Raw genomic sequence first — 19,112 nt, forward strand, 5'->3', positions numbered from 1 at the left:
GTGGTCACCCGACCAGGCTGGTAAGTCGTGAGATGAATCGGGTTAGTTGGTGGCCGCGGAGCGTAGGATTTTCTCCACGCTTCAACTGAAAAGTTAAAGGAAGAAACATGCCGCGTCGTCGCGAAGTCCCCAAGCGGGAAGTGTTGCCGGACCCGAAATTCGGCAACGTTGATGTAGCCAAGTTCATGAACGTGCTGATGCTCTCCGGCAAGAAGTCGGTTGCCGAGCGTATCGTGTACGGCGCTTTCGAACAGATCCAGACCAAGGGTGGCAAGGACCCGCTGGAAGTGTTCACTGTTGCGCTCAACAACGTGAAGCCGGTGGTGGAAGTGAAGAGCCGCCGCGTTGGTGGTGCGAACTATCAGGTTCCGGTCGAAGTGCGCCCCTCGCGTCGTATGGCATTGGCGATGCGTTGGCTGCGTGAAGCCGCGAAGAAGCGTAGCGAGAAGTCGATGGCCCTGCGTCTTGCAGGTGAACTTTCGGAAGCCGCGGAAGGCCGCGGCGGCGCGATGAAGAAGCGCGACGAAGTTCACCGCATGGCAGAAGCGAACAAGGCGTTCTCGCACTTCCGCTTCTAAGAGAAAACCCCTACCGGGGTTTGCTCAAAAAACGGAAAAATTTCCGGGCGGGTGCGCTTATCGAGCGCCTCGCCCGTTTGTGTTCAGGCGCGTTGGGTCAACCCGTTCGGGACCGATCCGGCGCGCACCTCCCGATAGAGGATCAAAGTGGCACGCAAGACTCCTATCGAGCGCTACCGCAACATCGGTATTAGCGCTCACATCGACGCCGGCAAGACGACGACGACCGAGCGCATTCTGTTTTACACCGGCGTGAACCACAAGATTGGTGAAGTTCACGACGGCGCCGCGACCATGGACTGGATGGAGCAGGAGCAGGAGCGTGGCATCACGATCACCTCGGCTGCTACGACCGCGTTCTGGAAGGGCATGGGCGGCAACTACCCCGAGCACCGCATCAACATCATCGACACCCCGGGCCACGTCGACTTCACGATTGAAGTCGAGCGCTCGATGCGCGTGCTCGACGGTGCGTGCATGGTGTACTGCGCCGTGGGCGGCGTTCAGCCGCAGTCGGAAACGGTGTGGCGCCAGGCGAACAAGTACAAGGTTCCCCGTCTCGCGTTCGTCAACAAGATGGACCGTACCGGCGCGAACTTCTTCAAGGTCTACGACCAGCTGAAGAACCGCCTCAAGGCAAACCCGGTTCCGGTCGTGGTGCCGATCGGCGCGGAAGAAAACTTCAAGGGCGTCGTCGACCTCCTGAAGATGAAGGCGATCATTTGGGACGAGGCCTCGCAAGGCACGAAGTTCGACTACGTCGACATCCCGGCTGAACTCGTTGACACGTGCAACGAGTGGCGCGAAAAGATGATCGAGTCGGCTGCTGAAGCCAGCGAAGAGCTGATGGAAAAATACCTCGGCGGCGAAGAACTGTCCGAAGCGGAAATCGTCAAGGCGATCCGCGACCGGACCATCGCTTGCGAAATCCAGCCGATGCTGTGCGGCACTGCGTTCAAGAACAAGGGCGTGCAGCGTATGCTCGACGCCGTGATCGACTTCCTGCCGTCGCCGGTGGACATTCCCCCGGTCACGGGCGAACTCGAAAACGGCGAGAAGGCAGAGCGCCGCGCATCCGACGACGAGAAGTTCTCGGCACTCGCGTTCAAGATCATGACCGACCCGTTCGTCGGCCAGCTGATCTTCTTCCGCGCGTACTCGGGCATCGTCAACTCGGGCGACACGGTGCTGAACTCGACCAAGGGCAAGAAGGAACGCCTCGGCCGTATTCTGCAGATGCACGCGAACAACCGCGAAGAAATCAAGGAAGTTCGTGCAGGCGACATCGCCGCAGCCGTTGGCCTGAAGGAAGCAACCACGGGCGACACGCTGTGCGACCCGGCGAACCCGATCATCCTGGAACGCATGATTTTCCCGGAGCCGGTGATCTCGCAGGCCGTCGAGCCGAAGACCAAGGCTGACCAGGAAAAGATGGGCCTCGCCCTGAACCGCCTGGCGCAGGAAGACCCGTCGTTCCGCGTCCAGACGGACGAGGAATCGGGCCAGACCATCATTTCGGGTATGGGCGAGCTCCACCTCGAAATTCTGGTCGACCGCATGAAGCGCGAATTCAACGTGGAAGCGACCGTCGGCAAGCCGCAGGTTGCATACCGCGAAACGATCCGCGCCACTGCGAAGGACGTCGAAGGCAAGTTCGTCAAGCAGTCGGGCGGTCGCGGCCAGTTCGGTCACGCTGTCATCACGCTTGAGCCGAACGAGCAGGGCAAGGGCTACGAGTTCCTGGACGAGATCAAGGGCGGTGTGATTCCGCGCGAATTCATCCCGGCGGTGAACAAGGGTATCGAGGAAACGCTGAAGGCTGGCGTGCTGGCGGGCTTCCCGGTCGTCGACGTGAAGGTTCACCTGACGTTCGGTTCGTACCACGACGTCGACTCGAACGAAAATGCGTTCCGCATGGCCGGTTCGATGGCGTTCAAGGAAGCCATGCGCAAGGCGCAGCCGGTCATCCTCGAACCGATGATGGCCGTCGAAGTCGAAACGCCGGAAGACTACATGGGCAACGTGATGGGCGACCTGTCGAGCCGTCGCGGTATCGTCCAGGGCATGGAAGACATGGTTGGCGGCGGCAAGATCGTTCGCGCCGAAGTGCCGCTGTCGGAAATGTTCGGCTATTCGACGTCGCTGCGCTCGCTGTCGCAAGGCCGCGCAACGTACACGATGGAATTCAAGCACTACGCAGAAGCACCGCGTAACGTGGCCGACGCGATCATCAGCGCGAAGGCGAAGTAAGCATCGGCATTCAGTTGACCGTGCGACGAGCCAGGCATGGGCCTGGTTCGCATCGCCCGGTCACCGATTCACCACTTTTTTGAAAGAAGAGAAACATGGCAAAAGGTAAATTCGAGCGGACCAAGCCGCACGTGAACGTGGGCACGATCGGTCACGTTGACCACGGCAAGACCACGCTGACGGCAGCGATCACGACGGTTCTGACCAAGAAGTTCGGCGGCGAAGCGAAGGCATACGACCAGATCGATGCAGCGCCGGAAGAAAAGGCACGTGGCATCACCATCAACACCGCGCACGTCGAGTACGAAACGGCTAACCGCCACTACGCACACGTCGACTGCCCGGGTCACGCCGACTACGTGAAGAACATGATCACGGGCGCGGCGCAGATGGACGGCGCAATCCTGGTGTGCTCGGCCGCTGACGGCCCGATGCCGCAAACGCGTGAGCACATCCTGCTGGCGCGTCAGGTCGGCGTGCCTTACATCATCGTGTTCCTGAACAAGTGCGACATGGTCGACGACGCCGAGCTGCTCGAACTCGTCGAAATGGAAGTGCGCGAACTCCTGTCGAAGTACGACTTCCCGGGCGACGACACGCCGATCGTGAAGGGTTCGGCCAAGCTGGCGCTGGAAGGCGACACGGGCGAGCTGGGCGAAGTGGCGATCATGAACCTGGCCGACGCGCTGGACACGTACATCCCGACGCCGGAGCGCGCAGTTGACGGCGCATTCCTGATGCCGGTGGAAGACGTGTTCTCGATCTCGGGTCGCGGCACGGTGGTGACGGGTCGCGTGGAGCGCGGCATCGTCAAGGTCGGCGAGGAAATCGAAATCGTCGGTATCAAGCCGACGGTGAAGACGACCTGCACGGGCGTGGAAATGTTCCGCAAGCTGCTCGACCAGGGTCAGGCAGGCGACAACGTGGGTATCCTGCTGCGCGGCACGAAGCGTGAAGACGTGGAGCGCGGCCAGGTGCTGGCGAAGCCGGGTTCGATCACGCCGCACACGCACTTCACGGCTGAAGTGTACGTGCTGAGCAAGGACGAAGGCGGCCGCCACACGCCGTTCTTCAACAACTACCGTCCGCAGTTCTACTTCCGTACGACGGACGTGACGGGCTCGATCGAGCTGCCGAAGGACAAGGAAATGGTCATGCCGGGCGACAACGTGTCGATCACGGTGAAGCTGATCGCTCCGATCGCGATGGAAGAAGGTCTGCGCTTCGCGATCCGCGAAGGTGGCCGTACCGTCGGCGCCGGCGTCGTCGCGAAGATCATCGAGTAATCGGGTAGAATACCCGGCTTGCCGTAGAAGTTGATTTGCCCCGCAAGGGGCATGAGACAGGGATAAGCGCTAAAGCGCCAACTCCTGTCGACACCCGGGGACCCTCCCGCGACGCCCTGTCACGGGAGGGTCCTGTGCTCTTTATATCGTCTGGCGGCGCAAGTCCGCCTCGCTCTTTCAAGGAATTCGTCATGCAGAACCAAAAGATCCGTATTCGCCTCAAGGCTTTCGACTATCGTCTGATCGACCAGTCGGCGGCTGAAATCGTCGAGACGGCGAAGCGGACGGGCGCCATCGTTCGCGGTCCGGTGCCGCTGCCGACGCGCATCCAGCGTTTTGACATCCTGCGCTCGCCGCACGTCAACAAGACGTCGCGCGACCAGCTCGAAATCCGCACCCACCTGCGCCTGATGGACATCGTCGACCCGACGGACAAGACCGTCGACGCGCTGATGAAGCTGGATCTGCCGGCTGGCGTGGACGTCGAAATCAAGCTGCAGTAAGAGCCCGCGCGCTGTCTGGCGGAGCTGTCAGCGGCCGGCAGCGCTAAGTCTTTGATTGCTTGCGGAAAACGCGGAAGGACGTTATACTTGACGTCTTTTCGCGCATCTGCGCAAAAAGTCGGTGTGTCTTTTCGGGCCTTTACCCCGGAATCAGGCGAAAAAACACCGGCACTTTGTAAATTAGCCCCGACCAATCGCAGTCGGGAATGGAGAAAACGATGAGCCTTGGACTCGTAGGTCGCAAGGTTGGCATGACCCGTATCTTCACGGCCGATGGGGACTCGATTCCCGTTACCGTGCTGGACGTGTCCGACAACCGCGTGACGCAGATCAAGACTGTTGAAACCGACGGCTACACGGCCGTTCAGGTTGCGTTCGGTACGCGTCGTGCATCGCGCGTGACGAAGCCGCTCGCAGGTCATCTCGCCAAAGCTGGCGTTCAAGCCGGTGAAATCCTCAAGGAATTCCAGATCGACGCCGCTAAGGCCGCCGAGCTGTCCGCTGGCGCCGTGATCGGTGTGGAACTCTTCGAAGAAGGCCAAAAGATCGACGTGCAAGGCACCTCGATCGGTAAGGGCTACGCCGGTACCATCAAGCGTTACAACTTCGCTTCGGGTCGTGCTTCGCACGGTAACTCGCGCTCGCACAACGTGCCGGGCTCGATCGGTATGGCGCAGGATCCGGGCCGCGTGTTCCCGGGCAAGCGCATGACCGGTCACATGGGTGACGAAACCGTGACGGTGCAAAACCTCGAAATCGCCCGTATCGACGCAGAGCGCAAGCTGCTGCTGGTCAAGGGTGCTGTCCCCGGTGCAAAGGGCGGCAAGGTTTTCGTGACGCCCGCCGTCAAGGCGCGCGCCAAGAAAGGAGCGCAATAATGGAACTGAAGCTCCTGAACGCTAATGGTCAGGAAGGCGCGGCAGTCAACGCATCGGACGTCGTGTTCGGCCGTGACTACAACGAAGCGCTGATCCACCAGATCGTTGTCGCCTATCAGGCGAACGCGCGCAGCGGTAACCGCGCGCAGAAGGACCGCGAACAGGTCAAGCACACCACCAAGAAGCCGTGGCGTCAGAAGGGTACGGGCCGCGCTCGTGCCGGTATGTCGTCGAGCCCGTTGTGGCGTGGCGGTGGTCGCATCTTCCCGAACTCGCCGGAAGAAAACTTCTCGCACAAGGTCAACAAGAAGATGCATCGCGCAGGCCTCTGCTCGATCTTCTCGCAGCTGGCCCGTGAAGGCCGCATCTCGGTCGTCGAAGAGCTGTCGCTCGAAGCGCCCAAGACGAAGCTGCTGGCCGAAAAGTTCAAGGCCATGGGTCTCCAGTCCGTGCTGGTCATTACCGACACGGTCGACGAGAACCTGTATCTCGCGTCGCGCAACCTGCCCCACGTGGCAGTCGTTGAGCCGCGTTTTGCCGACCCGCTCTCGCTGATCTACTTCAAGAAGATCCTGATCACGAAGGCAGCGGTCGCCCAGATCGAGGAGTTGCTGTCATGAGCGAGATTCGCAAGAACGATCATCGTTTGATGCAGGTCCTGCTCGCACCGGTGATCTCCGAAAAGGCGACGCTGGTTGCGGAGAAGAACGAGCAAGTCGTCTTCGAAGTCGCGCCGGACGCGAACAAGCAGGAAGTGAAGGCTGCTGTCGAGCTGCTGTTCAAGGTGGAAGTCGAGTCCGTCAACGTGCTGGTCCAGAAGGGCAAAGCCAAGCGCTTTGGCCGCTTCAACGGTAAGCGCAAGGACGTGAAGAAGGCGTACGTCTGCCTGAAGCCCGGCCAGGAAATCAACTTTGAAGCGGAGGCCAAGTAATCATGGCAATCGTGAAAGTTAAGCCGACCTCGCCGGGTCGCCGCGCGATGGTCAAGATCGTCAACAAGGATCTGCACAAGGGCAAGCCGTTCGCGGCCCTGCTCGACACGCAATCCAAGACGGCTGGCCGTAACAACAATGGTCACATCACGACCCGTCATAAGGGTGGTGGTCATAAGCAGCACTATCGTCTCGTCGATTTCCGTCGCACGAAGGACGGCATCCCCGCAAAGGTGGAGCGTCTCGAATACGACCCGAATCGCAGCGCGAACATTGCTCTGGTTCTTTACGCAGACGGCGAGCGCCGCTACATCATCGCGCCGAAGGGCGTGACGGTCGGCACGCAGCTGATGTCCGGTTCGGAAGCGCCGATTCGCGCAGGCAACACCCTGCCGATCCGCAACATTCCGGTCGGTACGACGATCCACTGCATCGAAATGCTGCCGGGCAAGGGCGCGCAGATCGCGCGTTCGGCCGGTACGTCGGCGATGCTGCTGGCGCGTGAAGGCGTCTACGCGCAGGTCCGCCTGCGCTCGGGCGAAATCCGCCGCGTGCACGTTGAATGCCGTGCAACGATCGGTGAAGTTGGCAACGAAGAGCACAGCCTCCGTCAAATCGGTAAGGCTGGCGCGAACCGCTGGCGCGGCATCCGCCCGACGGTGCGCGGCGTTGCAATGAACCCGGTCGACCACCCGCACGGTGGTGGCGAAGGCAAGACTGCGGCTGGTCGCGACCCGGTGAGCCCGTGGGGCACGCCGACGAAGGGCTATCGCACCCGCAGCAACAAGCGCACGACGAGCATGATCGTCCAGCGCCGTCACAAGCGTTAAGGAGTAGGCAATGGCACGTTCTATTAAGAAAGGTCCGTTCTGCGACGCCCATTTGCTGAAGAAGGTTGAGGCGGCTGCAGCATCGCGTGACAAGAAACCGATCAAGACCTGGTCGCGTCGCTCGACGATCCTGCCGGACTTCATCGGCCTGACGATCGCCGTGCACAACGGCCGTCAACACGTTCCGGTGTATGTCACGGAAAACATGGTCGGCCACAAGCTTGGCGAGTTCGCACTGACCCGTACGTTCAAGGGTCACGCGGCCGACAAGAAGGCCAAGAAATAAGGGGCAATCAAGATGGAAGTGAAGGCAATTCATCGCGGTGCCCGCATCTCGGCGCAGAAGACGCGTCTTGTGGCTGACCAGATCCGCGGTCTGCCGGTTGACAAGGCACTGAACGTTCTGACGTTCTCGCCGAAGAAAGCGGCTGGCATCGTGAAAAAGGTTGTGCTCTCGGCGATCGCAAACGCGGAACACAACGAAGGCGCCGATATCGACGAGCTCAAGATCAAGAGCATCTACGTCGACAAGGCTGCTTCGCTGAAGCGTTTCACCGCGCGCGCCAAGGGCCGCGGCAACCGCATCGAGAAGCAATCCTGTCACATCACTGTGACGGTCGGGAATTAAGGAGCCATACGATGGGACAGAAAATTCATCCGACTGGCTTCCGTTTGGCCGTCAGCCGCAATTGGGCTTCGCGCTGGTACGCGAACAACAACAATTTCGCGGCGATGTTGAAGGAAGACATCGGTGTTCGTGAATACCTGAAGAAGAAGCTGAAGAACGCTTCGGTGGGCCGTGTTGTGATCGAGCGTCCGGCAAAGAACGCCCGCATCACGATTTACAGCTCGCGTCCGGGTGTGGTGATCGGCAAGAAGGGCGAGGACATCGAACTCCTCAAGGCCGAACTCCAGAAGCGCATGGGCGTTCCGGTTCACGTGAACATCGAGGAAATCCGCAAGCCGGAAACCGATGCTCAACTGATCGCCGATTCGATCACGCAGCAGCTCGAGCGCCGCATCATGTTCCGTCGCGCCATGAAGCGCGCGATGCAGAACGCCATGCGTCTGGGTGCCCAGGGCATCAAGATCATGAGCGCCGGCCGTCTGAACGGTATCGAAATCGCACGTACCGAATGGTACCGCGAAGGTCGAGTGCCGCTTCACACGCTGCGTGCCGACATCGACTACGCAACCTCGGAAGCGAAGACGACGTACGGCATCATCGGCGTGAAGGTTTGGGTCTACAAGGGCGACACGCTCGGCCGCAACGACGCACCGGTGGTGGAAGAAGTCGCCGAAGAAAAGCGTCCGCGCCGCAACGCGCGCCCGGGCGATCGTCGCCCGCGCCGTGACGGCGAAGGCGCCCCGGGTGCCCGCCGTGGCGCACCGCGCCGTGGCGCGGCCGGCGGTGACGGCAAGAGTGGAGAATAACGATGCTGCAACCGAAACGCAGGAAGTATCGCAAAGAGCAGAAGGGTCGTAACACGGGTATCGCAACGCGCGGCAACGCCGTTTCGTTCGGTGAATACGGTCTGAAGGCTATCGGTCGTGGTCGCCTGACCGCGCGTCAGATTGAAGCGGCGCGTCGTGCAATGACGCGTCACATCAAGCGTGGCGGCCGCATCTGGATCCGTATCTTCCCGGACAAGCCGATCTCGCAAAAGCCGGCGGAAGTGCGTATGGGTAACGGTAAGGGTAACCCGGAGTACTACGTCGCCGAGATTCAGCCGGGCAAGATGCTGTATGAAATGGATGGTGTGTCCGAAGAACTGGCCCGTGAAGCCTTCCGTCTGGCTGCAGCCAAGCTGCCGCTGAAGACGGTCTTCATGGTTCGCCAGCTCGGCGCCTAAGGAGTGATTGATGAAGGCATCTGAACTTCTTCAGAAAGACAAGGCCGCGCTCGACAAAGAGCTGTCGGACCTCTTGAAGGCGCAATTCGGCCTGCGCATGCAACTCGCGACCCAGCAGCTCACGAACACGAGCCAGCTGAAGAAGGTTCGTCGCGACATCGCTCGTGTGCGGACCGTCCTGACTCAGAAGGCGAACCAGAAATGAACGATAGCGTGAAAACCTCGCTCAAGCGGACGCTGGTCGGCAAGGTCGTCAGCAACAAGATGGACAAGACGGTCACCGTCCTGGTCGAGCGCCGCGTGAAGCACCCGATCTACGGCAAGTACGTCGTGCAGTCGAAGAAGTACCACGCTCACGACGAAGCGAACACGTACAACGAGGGCGACCTCGTCGAAATCCAGGAAACGCGTCCTCTCTCGAAGACGAAGGCCTGGACCGTGTCGAAGCTGCTGGAAGCTGCACGCGTCATCTAAAGCGCAGTTGTAAGGTAGCAACACCCCGGGAAGCCATTTTCCGGGGTGAGAAGTTGTTGAAATCGCTAAAGATTTCGCTTGCGAGACCAAGATTATAGAGTTATAGTCTTGGTCTTCCCTCTTTATGGGTTCGCTGTTGGCAAAGCAGCGGACGAAAGTAACGGGGGAAGTGGTTCGGGCGCCAGTCCGAATCTGCAAGATTCACCGGAATGCGATGGCCGGTTTCGTTTGCCGTCGCTGCTGTTCATACCCAAGCAGCTGAGCGGTCGTTCTAGTGGCGGCGCGGCTGACGGGACCAAGACTGACCGGATGTGCCATGGTGGCGCGACCGGATTAAGTTGGGAAAGATAAACCATGATCCAGACCGAAACTCGGCTTGAAGTAGCCGACAACACGGGTGCGCGTGAAGTCATGTGCATCAAGGTGCTCGGCGGCTCGAAGCGTCGTTATGCCAGCATTGGCGACATCATCAAGGTGAGCGTCAAGGAAGCAACGCCGCGTGGGCGCGTGAAGAAGGGCGAAATCTACAACGCTGTTGTGGTTCGCACCGCCAAGGGCGTGCGCCGTCAAGACGGCTCGCTGATCAAGTTCGATGGCAACGCCGCCGTGCTTTTGAATACCAAGCTTGAGCCGATCGGCACCCGCATCTTCGGGCCGGTCACGCGTGAGCTGCGTAGCGAACGATTCATGAAGATCGTTTCGCTTGCGCCGGAAGTGCTGTAAGGAGTCGCGATGAACAAGATTCGCAAGGGTGACGAAGTCATCGTCATCACCGGCAAAGACAAGGGCAAGCGCGGCGTCGTGATTGCCATTGGCGAAGAGCGCGTCACTGTGGAAGGCATCAACATCGCCAAGAAGCATGTGAAGCCGAACCCCATGAAGGGCACGACGGGCGGTGTGGAAGCCAAGGCAATGCCGCTGGCTATCTCGAACGTCGCACTGGTCGACGCGAACGGCAAGCCGTCGCGCGTGGGCATCAAGGTCGAAGGGGACAAGAAGGTTCGTTTCCTGAAGACGACCGGTGCTGTCCTGAGCGCCTGACGCTGCGGAGTAAAAAATGGCACGTTTGCAAGAATTTTATAAAGAGAAGGTCGTTCCTGGCCTGATCGAGAAGTTCGGTTACAAGTCGATCATGGAAGTGCCGCGCCTCACCAAGATCACCCTGAACATGGGTATCGGTGAAGCGGTCGCTGACAAGAAGGTTCTCGAGCACGCCGTTGGCGACCTCACGAAGATCGCCGGCCAGAAGCCGGTTATCACGAAGTCGCGCAAGGCAATCGCCGGCTTCAAGATCCGCGAAGGTTATCCGATCGGCACGATGGTCACGTTGCGTGGCCAGGCCATGTACGAATTCCTCGACCGTTTCGTGACGGTTGCGCTCCCCCGCGTGCGCGACTTCCGCGGCGTGTCGGGCAAGGCGTTCGACGGCCGTGGTAACTACAACATCGGTGTGAAAGAGCAGATCATTTTCCCCGAAATCGACTACGACAAGATCGACGCGCTGCGTGGGCTGAACATCAGCATCACGACGACCGCGAAGACCGACGAAGAAGCAAAGGCGCTGCTCGCCGGCTTCAAGTTCCCGTTCAGAAACTGAGGTTACCGTGGCTAAACTGGCACTGATCGAACGTGAAAAGAAGCGCGCTCGTCTGGCAGCGAAATTTGCGCCGAAGCGCGCAGCGCTGAAGGCGATCATCGACGACCAAAGCAAGTCGGAAGAAGAGCGCTACGCAGCTCGCCTGGAACTGCAACAACTGCCCCGCAACTCGAACCCGACCCGCAAGCGTAACCGCTGCGCGATCACGGGCCGTCCGCGTGGCACGTTCCGCAAGTTCGGTCTCGCACGTAACAAGATTCGTGAAATCGCGTTCCGTGGTGAGATCCCTGGCGTCACCAAGGCGAGCTGGTAATAGGAGAAACATAAATGAGCATGAGTGATCCTATCGCCGATATGCTGACTCGCATCCGCAATGCGCAGATGGTCGAGAAGGTTTCGGTTGCTATGCCCTCGTCGAAAGTCAAGATTGCGATTGCGCAGGTCCTGAAGGACGAAGGTTATATCGACGACTTCGCGGTGAAAGCCGAAGGTGCGAAGTCGGAATTGAACATTGCGTTGAAGTACTACGCCGGCCGTCCGGTCATCGAGCGCCTCGAACGCGTCTCGAAGCCCGGTCTGCGCGTGTACCGCGGCCGCAACGAGATCCCGCAGGTCATGAACGGCCTGGGCGTTGCGATCGTTTCGACGCCGAAGGGTGTGATGACGGACCGCAAGGCGCGCGCTACTGGCGTCGGCGGCGAAGTTATCTGCTACGTCGCTTAAGGCCTAGGGAGAAGAAACATGTCTCGAGTAGGTAAGAGCCCGATCGCGCTGCAAGGCGCAGAAGCGACGCTCAGCGACGAGAAGATTACCGTCAAGGGCCCGCTGGGTACGATTTCGCAAGCTGCGAACCGCCTCGTGAAGGTGGTGAACGACAACGGTACGCTCAAGTTCGAGCCGACCGACGAGAGCCGCGAAGCGAATGCAATGTCGGGCACGATGCGCGCGATCGTCGCGAACATGGTGCAAGGCGTGACCAAGGGTTTCGAGCGCAAGCTGACGCTGGTTGGCGTCGGTTACCGTGCTCAGGCGCAAGGCGACAAGCTGAACCTGTCGCTGGGTTTCTCGCACCCGGTGGTGCACCAGATGCCGGAAGGCGTCAAGGCTGAAACCCCGTCGCAAACGGAAATCGTGATCAAGGGGATCGACAAGCAGAAAGTCGGCCAAACCGCAGCCGAAGTGCGCGGTTATCGTCCGCCGGAGCCCTATAAGGGCAAGGGCGTGCGTTATGCCGACGAGGTTGTGATCCTCAAAGAAACGAAGAAGAAGTAAGGGTGCGCAATCATGGATAAGACTCAATCTCGCCTGCGCCGCGCTCGTCAGACGCGTATCAAGATCGCTGAGCTGCAGGTCGCGCGTCTGGCCGTGCATCGCACGAATACGCATATCTACGCGCAAGTGTTCTCGCCCTGCGGCACCAAGGTGCTCGCCAGTGCGTCGACGCTCGAAGCCGAAGTGCGTGCGCAGCTCGCAGATCAATCGGGCAAGGGCGGCAACGTCGCCGCTGCCACGCTGATCGGCAAGCGTATCGCAGAAAAGGCCAAGGCCGCCGGCATCGAATCCGTCGCCTTTGACCGCTCGGGTTTCCGCTACCACGGCCGCGTCAAGGCGCTGGCCGAGGCCGCGCGTGAAGCCGGGCTCAAGTTCTAAGGAAGGAATTCGTCATGGCAAAGATGCAAGCGAAAGTTCAGGCTGACGAACGCGACGACGGCCTTCGTGAAAAAATGATTTCGGTCAACCGCGTGACCAAGGTCGTGAAGGGTGGCCGTATTCTCGGCTTCGCCGCACTGACCGTGGTTGGCGACGGTGATGGCCGCGTCGGTATGGGCAAGGGCAAGTCGAAGGAAGTGCCCGTCGCTGTCCAGAAGGCGATGGAACAAGCTCGCCGCAACATGTTCAAGGTGCCCCTGAAGAACGGCACCCTGCAACACGAAGTGCACGGCAAGCACGGCGCATCGGTCGTCCTCCTCGCTCCGGCGAAGGCAGGTACGGGCGTGATCGCCGGCGGCCCGATGCGCGCCGTGTTCGACGTGATGGGCGTGCAGAACGTTGTGGCCAAGAGCCACGGTTCGACGAACCCGTACAACCTCGTTCGTGCGACGCTGGACGGTCTGCGCAAGCAGTCGACGCCGGCTGACATCGCTGCGAAGCGTGGCAAGTCCGTCGAAGACATTCTGGGCTAAGGGTGGGCACCATGTCTGAAAAAACTGTCAAGGTTCAGCTCGTCAAGAGCCTGATTGGGACCCGCGAATCGCACCGTGCCACCGTGCGCGGTCTCGGCCTGCGCCGCCTGAACTCGGTTTCCGAGCTGCAGGACACGCCGGCTGTGCGCGGCATGATCAACAAGGTCTCGTACCTCGTTAAGGTCATCGGCTAAGCGGTCGACCAAGACTCCAGGAGTTGAAAATGGAATTGAATAACCTGAAGCCGGCAGAAGGCGCGAAGCACGCAAAGCGTCGCGTCGGTCGCGGCATCGGCTCCGGCCTCGGCAAGACCGCCGGCCGTGGTCACAAGGGTCAGAAATCGCGTTCGGGCGGCTTCCACAAGGTCGGCTTCGAAGGCGGTCAAATGCCGCTGCAACGTCGTCTGCCGAAGCGCGGCTTCACGTCGCTCACGAAGGAATTCGTGGGTGAAGTGCGCCTCGCCGACATCGAGAAGCTGCCGGTCGACGAAGTCGATCTGCTGGCTCTCAAGCAGGCAGGCCTCGTTGGCGAACTGACCCGCAGCGCGAAGATCATTGCCACCGGCGAGATCAAGCGTAAGGTCGTGGTCAAGGGTCTGGGTGCGACGAAGAATGCGCGTGCTGCGATCGAAGCAGCCGGCGGTTCTTTTGCCGAGTGATTGTGAGTGGTGCGTGCGGGCTTGCCCGCCGTCACTAGCATCTGCATCGGAGAAGCTACTTGGCTAACAGCCCGAGTCTCGCAAAAACCGGTCGCAGCGCACCGAAGTTCGGCGACCTGCGCCGGCGTGCAGTGTTCCTGCTGCTGGCGCTGGTCGTTTATCGCATCGGCGCGCACATTCCGGTTCCGGGTATCGACCCGGACCAACTGGCGAAGCTCTTTCAGAGCCAGTCAGGCGGCATCCTTGGCATGTTCAACATGTTCTCGGGCGGCGCACTGTCACGGTTCACGATATTCGCGCTGGGTGTCATGCCGTATATTTCGGCGTCGATCATCCTGCAGCTGATGGCGATCGTCTCGCCTCAGCTCGAAGCGCTGAAGAAGGAAGGGCAGGCTGGACAACGCAAGATCACGCAGTACACGCGGATCTTCACGGTGGTGCTGGCGACGTTTCAGGCGTTCGGCATTGCGGTCGCGCTGGAAAACCAGCCGGCTCTCGTGATCGATCCGGGCATGGTGTTTCGTCTGACGACGGTCGTGACGCTCGTGACCGGCACGATGTTCCTGATGTGGCTTGGTGAGCAGATCACGGAACGCGGGCTCGGCAACGGTATCTCGATCATCATCTTCGGCGGGATCGCGGCGGGTTTCCCGAATGCGATCGGCGGCTTGTTCGAACTGGTTCGCACCGGCTCGATGGGTCCCGTCTCGGCGATCATCATCGTGGTGCTGATTGCAGCCGTGACGTATCTGGTGGTGTTCATCGAACGCGGCCAGCGCAAGATCCTCGTGAACTATGCGAAGCGTCAGGTCGGTAACAAGATTTACGGCGGGCAGTCGTCCCACCTGCCGCTCAAGCTGAACATGTCGGGCGTGATTCCGCCGATCTTCGCGTCGTCGATCATCCTGTTCCCGGCAACCATCCTGAACTGGTTCAGTTCGGGGTCGCGGACCGGCTGGTTCGCGGACACGTTGCACAACGTGGCCGAAGCCCTCAAGCCTGGCCAGCCCGTGTACGTGTTGCTGTATGCGTTGGCGATCGTCTTTTTCTGCTTTTTCTACACCGCTCTGGTGTTCAACAGCAGGGAAACGGCCGACAACCTGAAAAAGAGTGGCGCGTTCGTACCTGGCATCCGCCCGGGCGATCAGACGGCCCGCTATATCGACCGCATCCTCACGCGTCTGACGCTGGCCGGTGCGATCTATATCGTGTTCGTCTGTCTGCTGCCGGAGTTTCTGGTGCTGCGCTGGAATGTGCCGTTTTATTTTGGTGGCACGTCGCTGCTGATCATTGTCGTCGTCACAATGGACTTCATGGCGCAGGTGCAGTCGTACGTTATGTCGCAACAATATGAATCGCTGCTCAAGAAGGCTAACTTCAAGGGCGGCGGCGTCCCGATGCGGTAAGGACATATGGCCAAAGACGATGTAATCCAGATGCAAGGCGAGGTCATCGAAAACCTCCCTAACGCAACCTTCCGGGTGAAGCTGGAAAACGGCCATGTCGTTCTGGGGCATATTTCCGGGAAAATGCGGATGCACTACATCCGTATTCTTCCGGGCGACAAGGTGACGGTTGAGTTGACGCCTTACGATCTGTCGCGTGCGCGGATCGTGTTCCGGGCGAAGTGATTTAGGAAAAAGGGTAATATCATGAAAGTGATGGCATCGGTAAAGCGCATTTGCCGCAACTGCAAAATCATCAAGCGCAACGGCGTCGTTCGCGTGATCTGCAGCTCGGACCCGCGCCACAAGCAGCGTCAAGGCTGATTAGCGCGCTTGCGCTTTTTGTTTGAGGAAAAACAATGGCTCGTATCGCAGGGGTTAACATCCCGAACCACCAGCACACGGAAATCGGCCTGACGGCAATTTTCGGTATCGGTCGCACGCGTTCGCGCGGCATCTGTGTCGCTGCTGGTGTCCCGTTTGACAAGAAGGTCAAGGACCTGAACGACGCGGATCTGGAAAAGCTGCGTGAGGAAGTGGGCAAGTTTGTCGTCGAAGGCGATTTGCGCCGTGAAGTGACGATGAACATCAAGCGCTTGATGGACCTCGGCTGCTACCGCGGCGTGCGCCATCGCAAGGGCCTGCCCCTGCGTGGCCAGCGTACGCGTACCAACGCACGTACGCGCAAGGGTCCGCGCCGCGCAGCACAGTCGCTGAAGAAGTAAGCGGAACTGACAGTTACAGGAAAACGTAATGGCTAAGGCTTCGAACAACTCCGCGGCGCAACGCGTTCGCAAGAAGGTCAAGAAGAACGTCGCCGAGGGCGTGGTTCACGTTCACGCGTCGTTCAACAACACCATCATCACGATCACCGACCGTCAGGGCAACGCGCTTGCCTGGGCAACGTCGGGCGGTCAGGGCTTCAAGGGTTCGCGTAAGTCGACCCCCTTCGCAGCTCAGGTCGCAGCCGAATCGGCTGGCCGCGTGGCGATGGAATACGGCGTGAAGAACCTCGAAGTGCGGATCAAGGGCCCCGGTCCTGGCCGCGAATCGGCGGTGCGCGCGCTGCATGGTCTTGGCATCAAGATCACCGCGATCTCCGACGTGACGCCGGTCCCGCACAACGGCTGCCGTCCGCCGAAGCGCCGCCGCATCTAAGGCGTCGCGATTGCCGAACGCCTGAGCCGCCGGTTACGGCGTCCCAGGCTCTCGGCGTTATTGAATTGACTAAGCCCACCGTTCGGTCCAAAGGACCGGACTAGCGCGAAACCCGGCTTTCCCGCCAGGTCTTGCGTGATCAATTATCGAAGGAAAGCAACGTGGCACGTTATATCGGCCCGAAGGCCAAGCTGTCCCGCCGTGAAGGCACCGACCTCTTCCTCAAGAGCGCACGCCGCTCGCTCGCCGACAAGTGCAAGCTCGACAGCAAGCCGGGTCAGCACGGCCGCACCTCGGGCGCTCGCACGTCCGACTACGGCACGCAGCTTCGCGAGAAGCAAAAGGTGAAGCGTATTTACGGCGTGCTCGAGCGCCAGTTCCGCCGCTACTTCGCGGAAGCCGACCGTATCAAGGGCAACACCGGCGAAAACCTGCTGCGCCTGCTCGAATCGCGTCTCGACAACGTCGTGTATCGCATGGGCTTCGCATCGACGCGCGCTGAAGCGCGTCAGCTCGTGAGCCACAAGGCGCTCACGCTCAACGGCGTCGTTGCAAACGTGCCGTCGATGCAAGTGAAGGCCGGCGACGTCATCGCGATTCGCGAAAAGGCGAAGAAGCAGGCTCGTATCGTCGAAGCCCTCTCGCTCGCAGAGCAAGGCGGCATGGCGGGTTGGGTGTCGGTCGACGCGAAGAAGTTCGAAGGCACGTTCAAGGGCATGCCGGAGCGCAGCGACATCGCTGGCGACATCAACGAAAGCCTGATCGTCGAATTGTATTCGCGGTAATCGGATTGACGGCCGGGGTAGCCTCTGTGCTTCGCGCAGGAGGCGGCCTCGGCCGTTTTTTTCAGGTTGTTGCCATCTCAGCCTTATCGGTGTAACGAGCCGAGGGTATTGAAAAGGAAAACCTATGCAAACCAGTTTGTTGAAACCCAAGATCATCGCTGTGGAATCGCTCGGCGACAACCACGCGAAAGTGGTCATGGAGCCGTTCGAACGCGGTTATGGCCACACCTTGGGTAACGCGCTTCGGCGCGTGCTGCTGTCGTCGATGGTGGGCTACGCGCCGACCGAAGTGACGATCGCAGGCGTCGTGCACGAATACTCGACGCTCGACGGTGTGCAAGAGGACGTGGTCAACCTGCTGCTGAACCTGAAGGGTGTGGTGTTCAAGCTGCATAACCGTGACGAAGTGACGGTTACGCTGCGCAAGGAAGGCGAAGGCGTCGTCACCGCTGGCGACATCGAGCTTTCGCACGACTGCGAAGTCATCAACCCCGATCACGTGGTTGCGCATCTCACGAAGGGCGGCAAGCTCGACGTGCAGATCAAGATCGAAAAGGGCCGCGGCTACGTGCCGGGCAACGTGCGTCGTTACGGCGACGAGTCGGCCAAGATCATCGGCCGCATCGTGCTGGACGCGTCGTTCTCGCCGGTTCGCCGCGTGAGCTACGCCGTGGAAAGCGCGCGTGTCGAACAGCGTACCGACCTCGACAAGCTCGTGATGAACATCGAAACCAACGGCGTGATCTCGCCCGAGGAAGCGATTCGCCAGTCGGCGCGCATCCTCGTGGATCAGCTGTCGGTGTTCGCTGCTCTGGAAGGCACGGAAACGGCCGCGGAAGCGCCGTCGCGCGCACCGCAGATCGACCCGATCCTGCTGCGTCCGGTGGACGATCTCGAACTCACGGTTCGCTCGGCGAACTGCCTGAAGGCCGAGAACATCTACTACATCGGCGATCTGATCCAGCGCACCGAGAACGAGCTGCTCAAGACCCCGAACCTGGGTCGCAAGTCGCTCAACGAGATCAAGGAAGTGCTCGCTTCGCGCGGTCTCACGCTCGGCATGAAGCTCGAAAACTGGCCGCCGGCCGGTTTGGACAAGTAAGTCGATAAGCAAGAAGTCTGGCACGGACGCGGATTTTCGCGAATTTTTCCTGTAGAATCCGCGTCTTGCCTTTTTCACGTACCGGCCCGTGCTTCGTAACGAAGCGATAGAAGAGCTGGACCAAAACTTTGTTTCAAGGAAATTGAAATGCGTCACCGTCATGGTCTGCGGAAACTGAACCGCACGAGCAGCCACCGTCTGGCAATGCTCCGTAACATGTCCAACTCGCTCATCGAGCACGAAGTCATCAAGACGACGCTGCCGAAGGCGAAGGAACTCCGTAAGGTTGTCGAGCCCCTCATCACGCTGGGCAAGAAGCCGTCGCTCGCAAACCGTCGTCTGGCATTCAACCGCCTGCGCGATCGTGACTCGGTCACGAAGCTGTTCGACGTGCTCGGTCCGCGTTTCGCGAACCGTCCGGGCGGCTACCTGCGTATCCTGAAGTTCGGTTTCCGTGTGGGCGACAACGCGCCGATGGCGCTGGTCGAACTGCTCGATCGTCCGGAAGTCTCGGAAGAGAACGTCCAGGAAGCGGAATAAGCTTTCCGTCGCCCGATGCTGCATCGGGTGGCATGCGAAAAAGCCAGGCCTAGCCTGGCTT

General features: G+C 60.2%; 32 protein-coding genes. All 32 read left to right on the forward strand.

The genetic code is table 11. The features are described from left to right. Nucleotides 1–107: 107 nt before the first annotated feature. The 32 genes from rpsG to rplQ all read left to right on the forward strand — a co-directional run bounded on the left by rpsG (nucleotide 108) and on the right by rplQ (nucleotide 19,051). The gene (rpsG, locus tag U5805_RS28850; protein ID WP_006053291.1) at nucleotides 108–578 is read left to right on the forward strand and encodes a 30S ribosomal protein S7; all 471 of its coding nucleotides are present in this window, start codon (nucleotides 108–110) and stop codon (nucleotides 576–578) included. Between the two features lie 147 nt (nucleotides 579–725). Next, entirely contained in the window at nucleotides 726–2,828 is a 2,103-nt protein-coding gene (fusA, locus tag U5805_RS28855; protein WP_322033534.1) for an elongation factor G, read from the forward strand. 95 nt (nucleotides 2,829–2,923) lie between these two features. Next, nucleotides 2,924–4,114: an elongation factor Tu gene (gene tuf, locus U5805_RS28860; protein ID WP_017333531.1), complete on the forward strand. Its 1,191-nt coding sequence runs from the start codon at nucleotides 2,924–2,926 to the stop codon at nucleotides 4,112–4,114. 191 nt (nucleotides 4,115–4,305) lie between these two features. Further along, nucleotides 4,306–4,617, forward strand: coding sequence for a 30S ribosomal protein S10 (gene rpsJ, locus U5805_RS28865; RefSeq protein ID WP_027819357.1), 312 nt, complete (start codon nucleotides 4,306–4,308; stop codon nucleotides 4,615–4,617). Nucleotides 4,618–4,835: 218 nt separating this feature from the next. Further along, on the forward strand, nucleotides 4,836–5,495 hold the full coding sequence (rplC, locus tag U5805_RS28870) for a 50S ribosomal protein L3 (protein ID WP_028222628.1): 660 nt from the start codon (nucleotides 4,836–4,838) through the stop codon (nucleotides 5,493–5,495). Further along, nucleotides 5,495–6,115 (forward strand): 50S ribosomal protein L4, encoded by a 621-nt coding sequence (rplD, locus tag U5805_RS28875; RefSeq protein WP_322106920.1) that lies wholly within the window; start codon nucleotides 5,495–5,497, stop codon nucleotides 6,113–6,115. Before rplC ends, rplD begins: the two co-directional genes overlap by 1 nt. Continuing rightward, nucleotides 6,112–6,426 carry a 50S ribosomal protein L23 gene (gene rplW / locus U5805_RS28880; protein WP_028206513.1) on the forward strand — a complete coding sequence of 105 codons (315 nt, stop codon included), beginning with the start codon at nucleotides 6,112–6,114 and terminating at the stop codon, nucleotides 6,424–6,426. Before rplD ends, rplW begins: the two co-directional genes overlap by 4 nt. Nucleotides 6,427–6,428: 2 nt before the next feature. Next, nucleotides 6,429–7,256, forward strand: a complete 828-nt coding sequence (gene rplB / locus U5805_RS28885) for a 50S ribosomal protein L2 (RefSeq protein ID WP_322106921.1) — start codon at nucleotides 6,429–6,431, stop codon at nucleotides 7,254–7,256. Nucleotides 7,257–7,266: 10 nt separating this feature from the next. Continuing rightward, entirely contained in the window at nucleotides 7,267–7,542 is a 276-nt protein-coding gene (gene rpsS / locus U5805_RS28890; protein ID WP_006998484.1) for a 30S ribosomal protein S19, read from the forward strand. Nucleotides 7,543–7,554: 12 nt separating this feature from the next. After that, nucleotides 7,555–7,884, forward strand: a complete 330-nt coding sequence (rplV, locus tag U5805_RS28895; RefSeq protein WP_004199272.1) for a 50S ribosomal protein L22 — start codon at nucleotides 7,555–7,557, stop codon at nucleotides 7,882–7,884. 11 nt (nucleotides 7,885–7,895) lie between these two features. Beyond that, a complete protein-coding gene (gene rpsC, locus U5805_RS28900) occupies nucleotides 7,896–8,690 on the forward strand; it encodes a 30S ribosomal protein S3 (protein ID WP_028213348.1) in 795 nt (264 codons plus the stop codon). 2 nt (nucleotides 8,691–8,692) lie between these two features. Further along, a complete protein-coding gene (gene rplP, locus U5805_RS28905; RefSeq protein WP_042269753.1) occupies nucleotides 8,693–9,109 on the forward strand; it encodes a 50S ribosomal protein L16 in 417 nt (138 codons plus the stop codon). A gap of 10 nt (nucleotides 9,110–9,119) precedes the next feature. Beyond that, nucleotides 9,120–9,314: a 50S ribosomal protein L29 gene (gene rpmC / locus U5805_RS28910; protein ID WP_028206515.1), complete on the forward strand. Its 195-nt coding sequence runs from the start codon at nucleotides 9,120–9,122 to the stop codon at nucleotides 9,312–9,314. Next, nucleotides 9,311–9,583 (forward strand): 30S ribosomal protein S17, encoded by a 273-nt coding sequence (gene rpsQ / locus U5805_RS28915; protein ID WP_322106923.1) that lies wholly within the window; start codon nucleotides 9,311–9,313, stop codon nucleotides 9,581–9,583. The genes rpmC and rpsQ overlap by 4 nt, the downstream gene beginning before the upstream one ends. Nucleotides 9,584–9,937: 354 nt before the next feature. Beyond that, nucleotides 9,938–10,306 (forward strand): 50S ribosomal protein L14, encoded by a 369-nt coding sequence (gene rplN / locus U5805_RS28920; RefSeq protein WP_028213345.1) that lies wholly within the window; start codon nucleotides 9,938–9,940, stop codon nucleotides 10,304–10,306. 9 nt (nucleotides 10,307–10,315) lie between these two features. Further along, on the forward strand, nucleotides 10,316–10,624 hold the full coding sequence (gene rplX, locus U5805_RS28925; protein WP_322106924.1) for a 50S ribosomal protein L24: 309 nt from the start codon (nucleotides 10,316–10,318) through the stop codon (nucleotides 10,622–10,624). Nucleotides 10,625–10,640: 16 nt separating this feature from the next. Next, on the forward strand, nucleotides 10,641–11,180 hold the full coding sequence (gene rplE / locus U5805_RS28930) for a 50S ribosomal protein L5 (protein WP_322106925.1): 540 nt from the start codon (nucleotides 10,641–10,643) through the stop codon (nucleotides 11,178–11,180). 7 nt (nucleotides 11,181–11,187) lie between these two features. Beyond that, the gene (rpsN, locus tag U5805_RS28935; protein WP_028228152.1) at nucleotides 11,188–11,493 is read left to right on the forward strand and encodes a 30S ribosomal protein S14; all 306 of its coding nucleotides are present in this window, start codon (nucleotides 11,188–11,190) and stop codon (nucleotides 11,491–11,493) included. Between the two features lie 14 nt (nucleotides 11,494–11,507). After that, a complete protein-coding gene (rpsH, locus tag U5805_RS28940; protein ID WP_322106926.1) occupies nucleotides 11,508–11,903 on the forward strand; it encodes a 30S ribosomal protein S8 in 396 nt (131 codons plus the stop codon). An 18-nt stretch (nucleotides 11,904–11,921) separates the two neighbouring features. After that, nucleotides 11,922–12,452, forward strand: a complete 531-nt coding sequence (gene rplF / locus U5805_RS28945) for a 50S ribosomal protein L6 (RefSeq protein ID WP_028222619.1) — start codon at nucleotides 11,922–11,924, stop codon at nucleotides 12,450–12,452. 12 nt (nucleotides 12,453–12,464) lie between these two features. Beyond that, nucleotides 12,465–12,830: a 50S ribosomal protein L18 gene (gene rplR / locus U5805_RS28950; protein WP_175227716.1), complete on the forward strand. Its 366-nt coding sequence runs from the start codon at nucleotides 12,465–12,467 to the stop codon at nucleotides 12,828–12,830. Between the two features lie 14 nt (nucleotides 12,831–12,844). Beyond that, nucleotides 12,845–13,363: a 30S ribosomal protein S5 gene (gene rpsE / locus U5805_RS28955; protein ID WP_028206522.1), complete on the forward strand. Its 519-nt coding sequence runs from the start codon at nucleotides 12,845–12,847 to the stop codon at nucleotides 13,361–13,363. Between the two features lie 11 nt (nucleotides 13,364–13,374). Further along, nucleotides 13,375–13,557 carry a 50S ribosomal protein L30 gene (rpmD, locus tag U5805_RS28960; protein ID WP_004202755.1) on the forward strand — a complete coding sequence of 61 codons (183 nt, stop codon included), beginning with the start codon at nucleotides 13,375–13,377 and terminating at the stop codon, nucleotides 13,555–13,557. A 29-nt stretch (nucleotides 13,558–13,586) separates the two neighbouring features. Beyond that, on the forward strand, nucleotides 13,587–14,021 hold the full coding sequence (rplO, locus tag U5805_RS28965) for a 50S ribosomal protein L15 (RefSeq protein ID WP_158951565.1): 435 nt from the start codon (nucleotides 13,587–13,589) through the stop codon (nucleotides 14,019–14,021). 59 nt (nucleotides 14,022–14,080) lie between these two features. Continuing rightward, nucleotides 14,081–15,427 (forward strand): preprotein translocase subunit SecY, encoded by a 1,347-nt coding sequence (secY, locus tag U5805_RS28970; RefSeq protein ID WP_158951564.1) that lies wholly within the window; start codon nucleotides 14,081–14,083, stop codon nucleotides 15,425–15,427. A 6-nt stretch (nucleotides 15,428–15,433) separates the two neighbouring features. Continuing rightward, nucleotides 15,434–15,652: a translation initiation factor IF-1 gene (infA, locus tag U5805_RS28975; protein WP_004521905.1), complete on the forward strand. Its 219-nt coding sequence runs from the start codon at nucleotides 15,434–15,436 to the stop codon at nucleotides 15,650–15,652. Nucleotides 15,653–15,673: 21 nt separating this feature from the next. Then, nucleotides 15,674–15,790, forward strand: a complete 117-nt coding sequence (rpmJ, locus tag U5805_RS28980; protein ID WP_027819338.1) for a 50S ribosomal protein L36 — start codon at nucleotides 15,674–15,676, stop codon at nucleotides 15,788–15,790. A 35-nt stretch (nucleotides 15,791–15,825) separates the two neighbouring features. Beyond that, complete coding sequence (gene rpsM / locus U5805_RS28985; RefSeq protein ID WP_322106927.1) at nucleotides 15,826–16,191, forward strand: 30S ribosomal protein S13; 366 nt, start codon at nucleotides 15,826–15,828, stop codon at nucleotides 16,189–16,191. A gap of 28 nt (nucleotides 16,192–16,219) precedes the next feature. Then, on the forward strand, nucleotides 16,220–16,624 hold the full coding sequence (gene rpsK, locus U5805_RS28990) for a 30S ribosomal protein S11 (RefSeq protein WP_006052224.1): 405 nt from the start codon (nucleotides 16,220–16,222) through the stop codon (nucleotides 16,622–16,624). A gap of 161 nt (nucleotides 16,625–16,785) precedes the next feature. Beyond that, nucleotides 16,786–17,409 carry a 30S ribosomal protein S4 gene (gene rpsD, locus U5805_RS28995; protein WP_322106928.1) on the forward strand — a complete coding sequence of 208 codons (624 nt, stop codon included), beginning with the start codon at nucleotides 16,786–16,788 and terminating at the stop codon, nucleotides 17,407–17,409. 124 nt (nucleotides 17,410–17,533) lie between these two features. Then, nucleotides 17,534–18,511 (forward strand): DNA-directed RNA polymerase subunit alpha, encoded by a 978-nt coding sequence (locus tag U5805_RS29000; protein ID WP_254337073.1) that lies wholly within the window; start codon nucleotides 17,534–17,536, stop codon nucleotides 18,509–18,511. A gap of 147 nt (nucleotides 18,512–18,658) precedes the next feature. Continuing rightward, nucleotides 18,659–19,051 carry a 50S ribosomal protein L17 gene (rplQ, locus tag U5805_RS29005; RefSeq protein WP_013696385.1) on the forward strand — a complete coding sequence of 131 codons (393 nt, stop codon included), beginning with the start codon at nucleotides 18,659–18,661 and terminating at the stop codon, nucleotides 19,049–19,051. The last annotated feature ends 61 nt before the right edge of the window (nucleotides 19,052–19,112 follow it).

It is taken from the genome of Paraburkholderia sp. J41, from assembly GCF_905220235.1.
Lineage (GTDB): Bacteria > Pseudomonadota > Gammaproteobacteria > Burkholderiales > Burkholderiaceae > Paraburkholderia.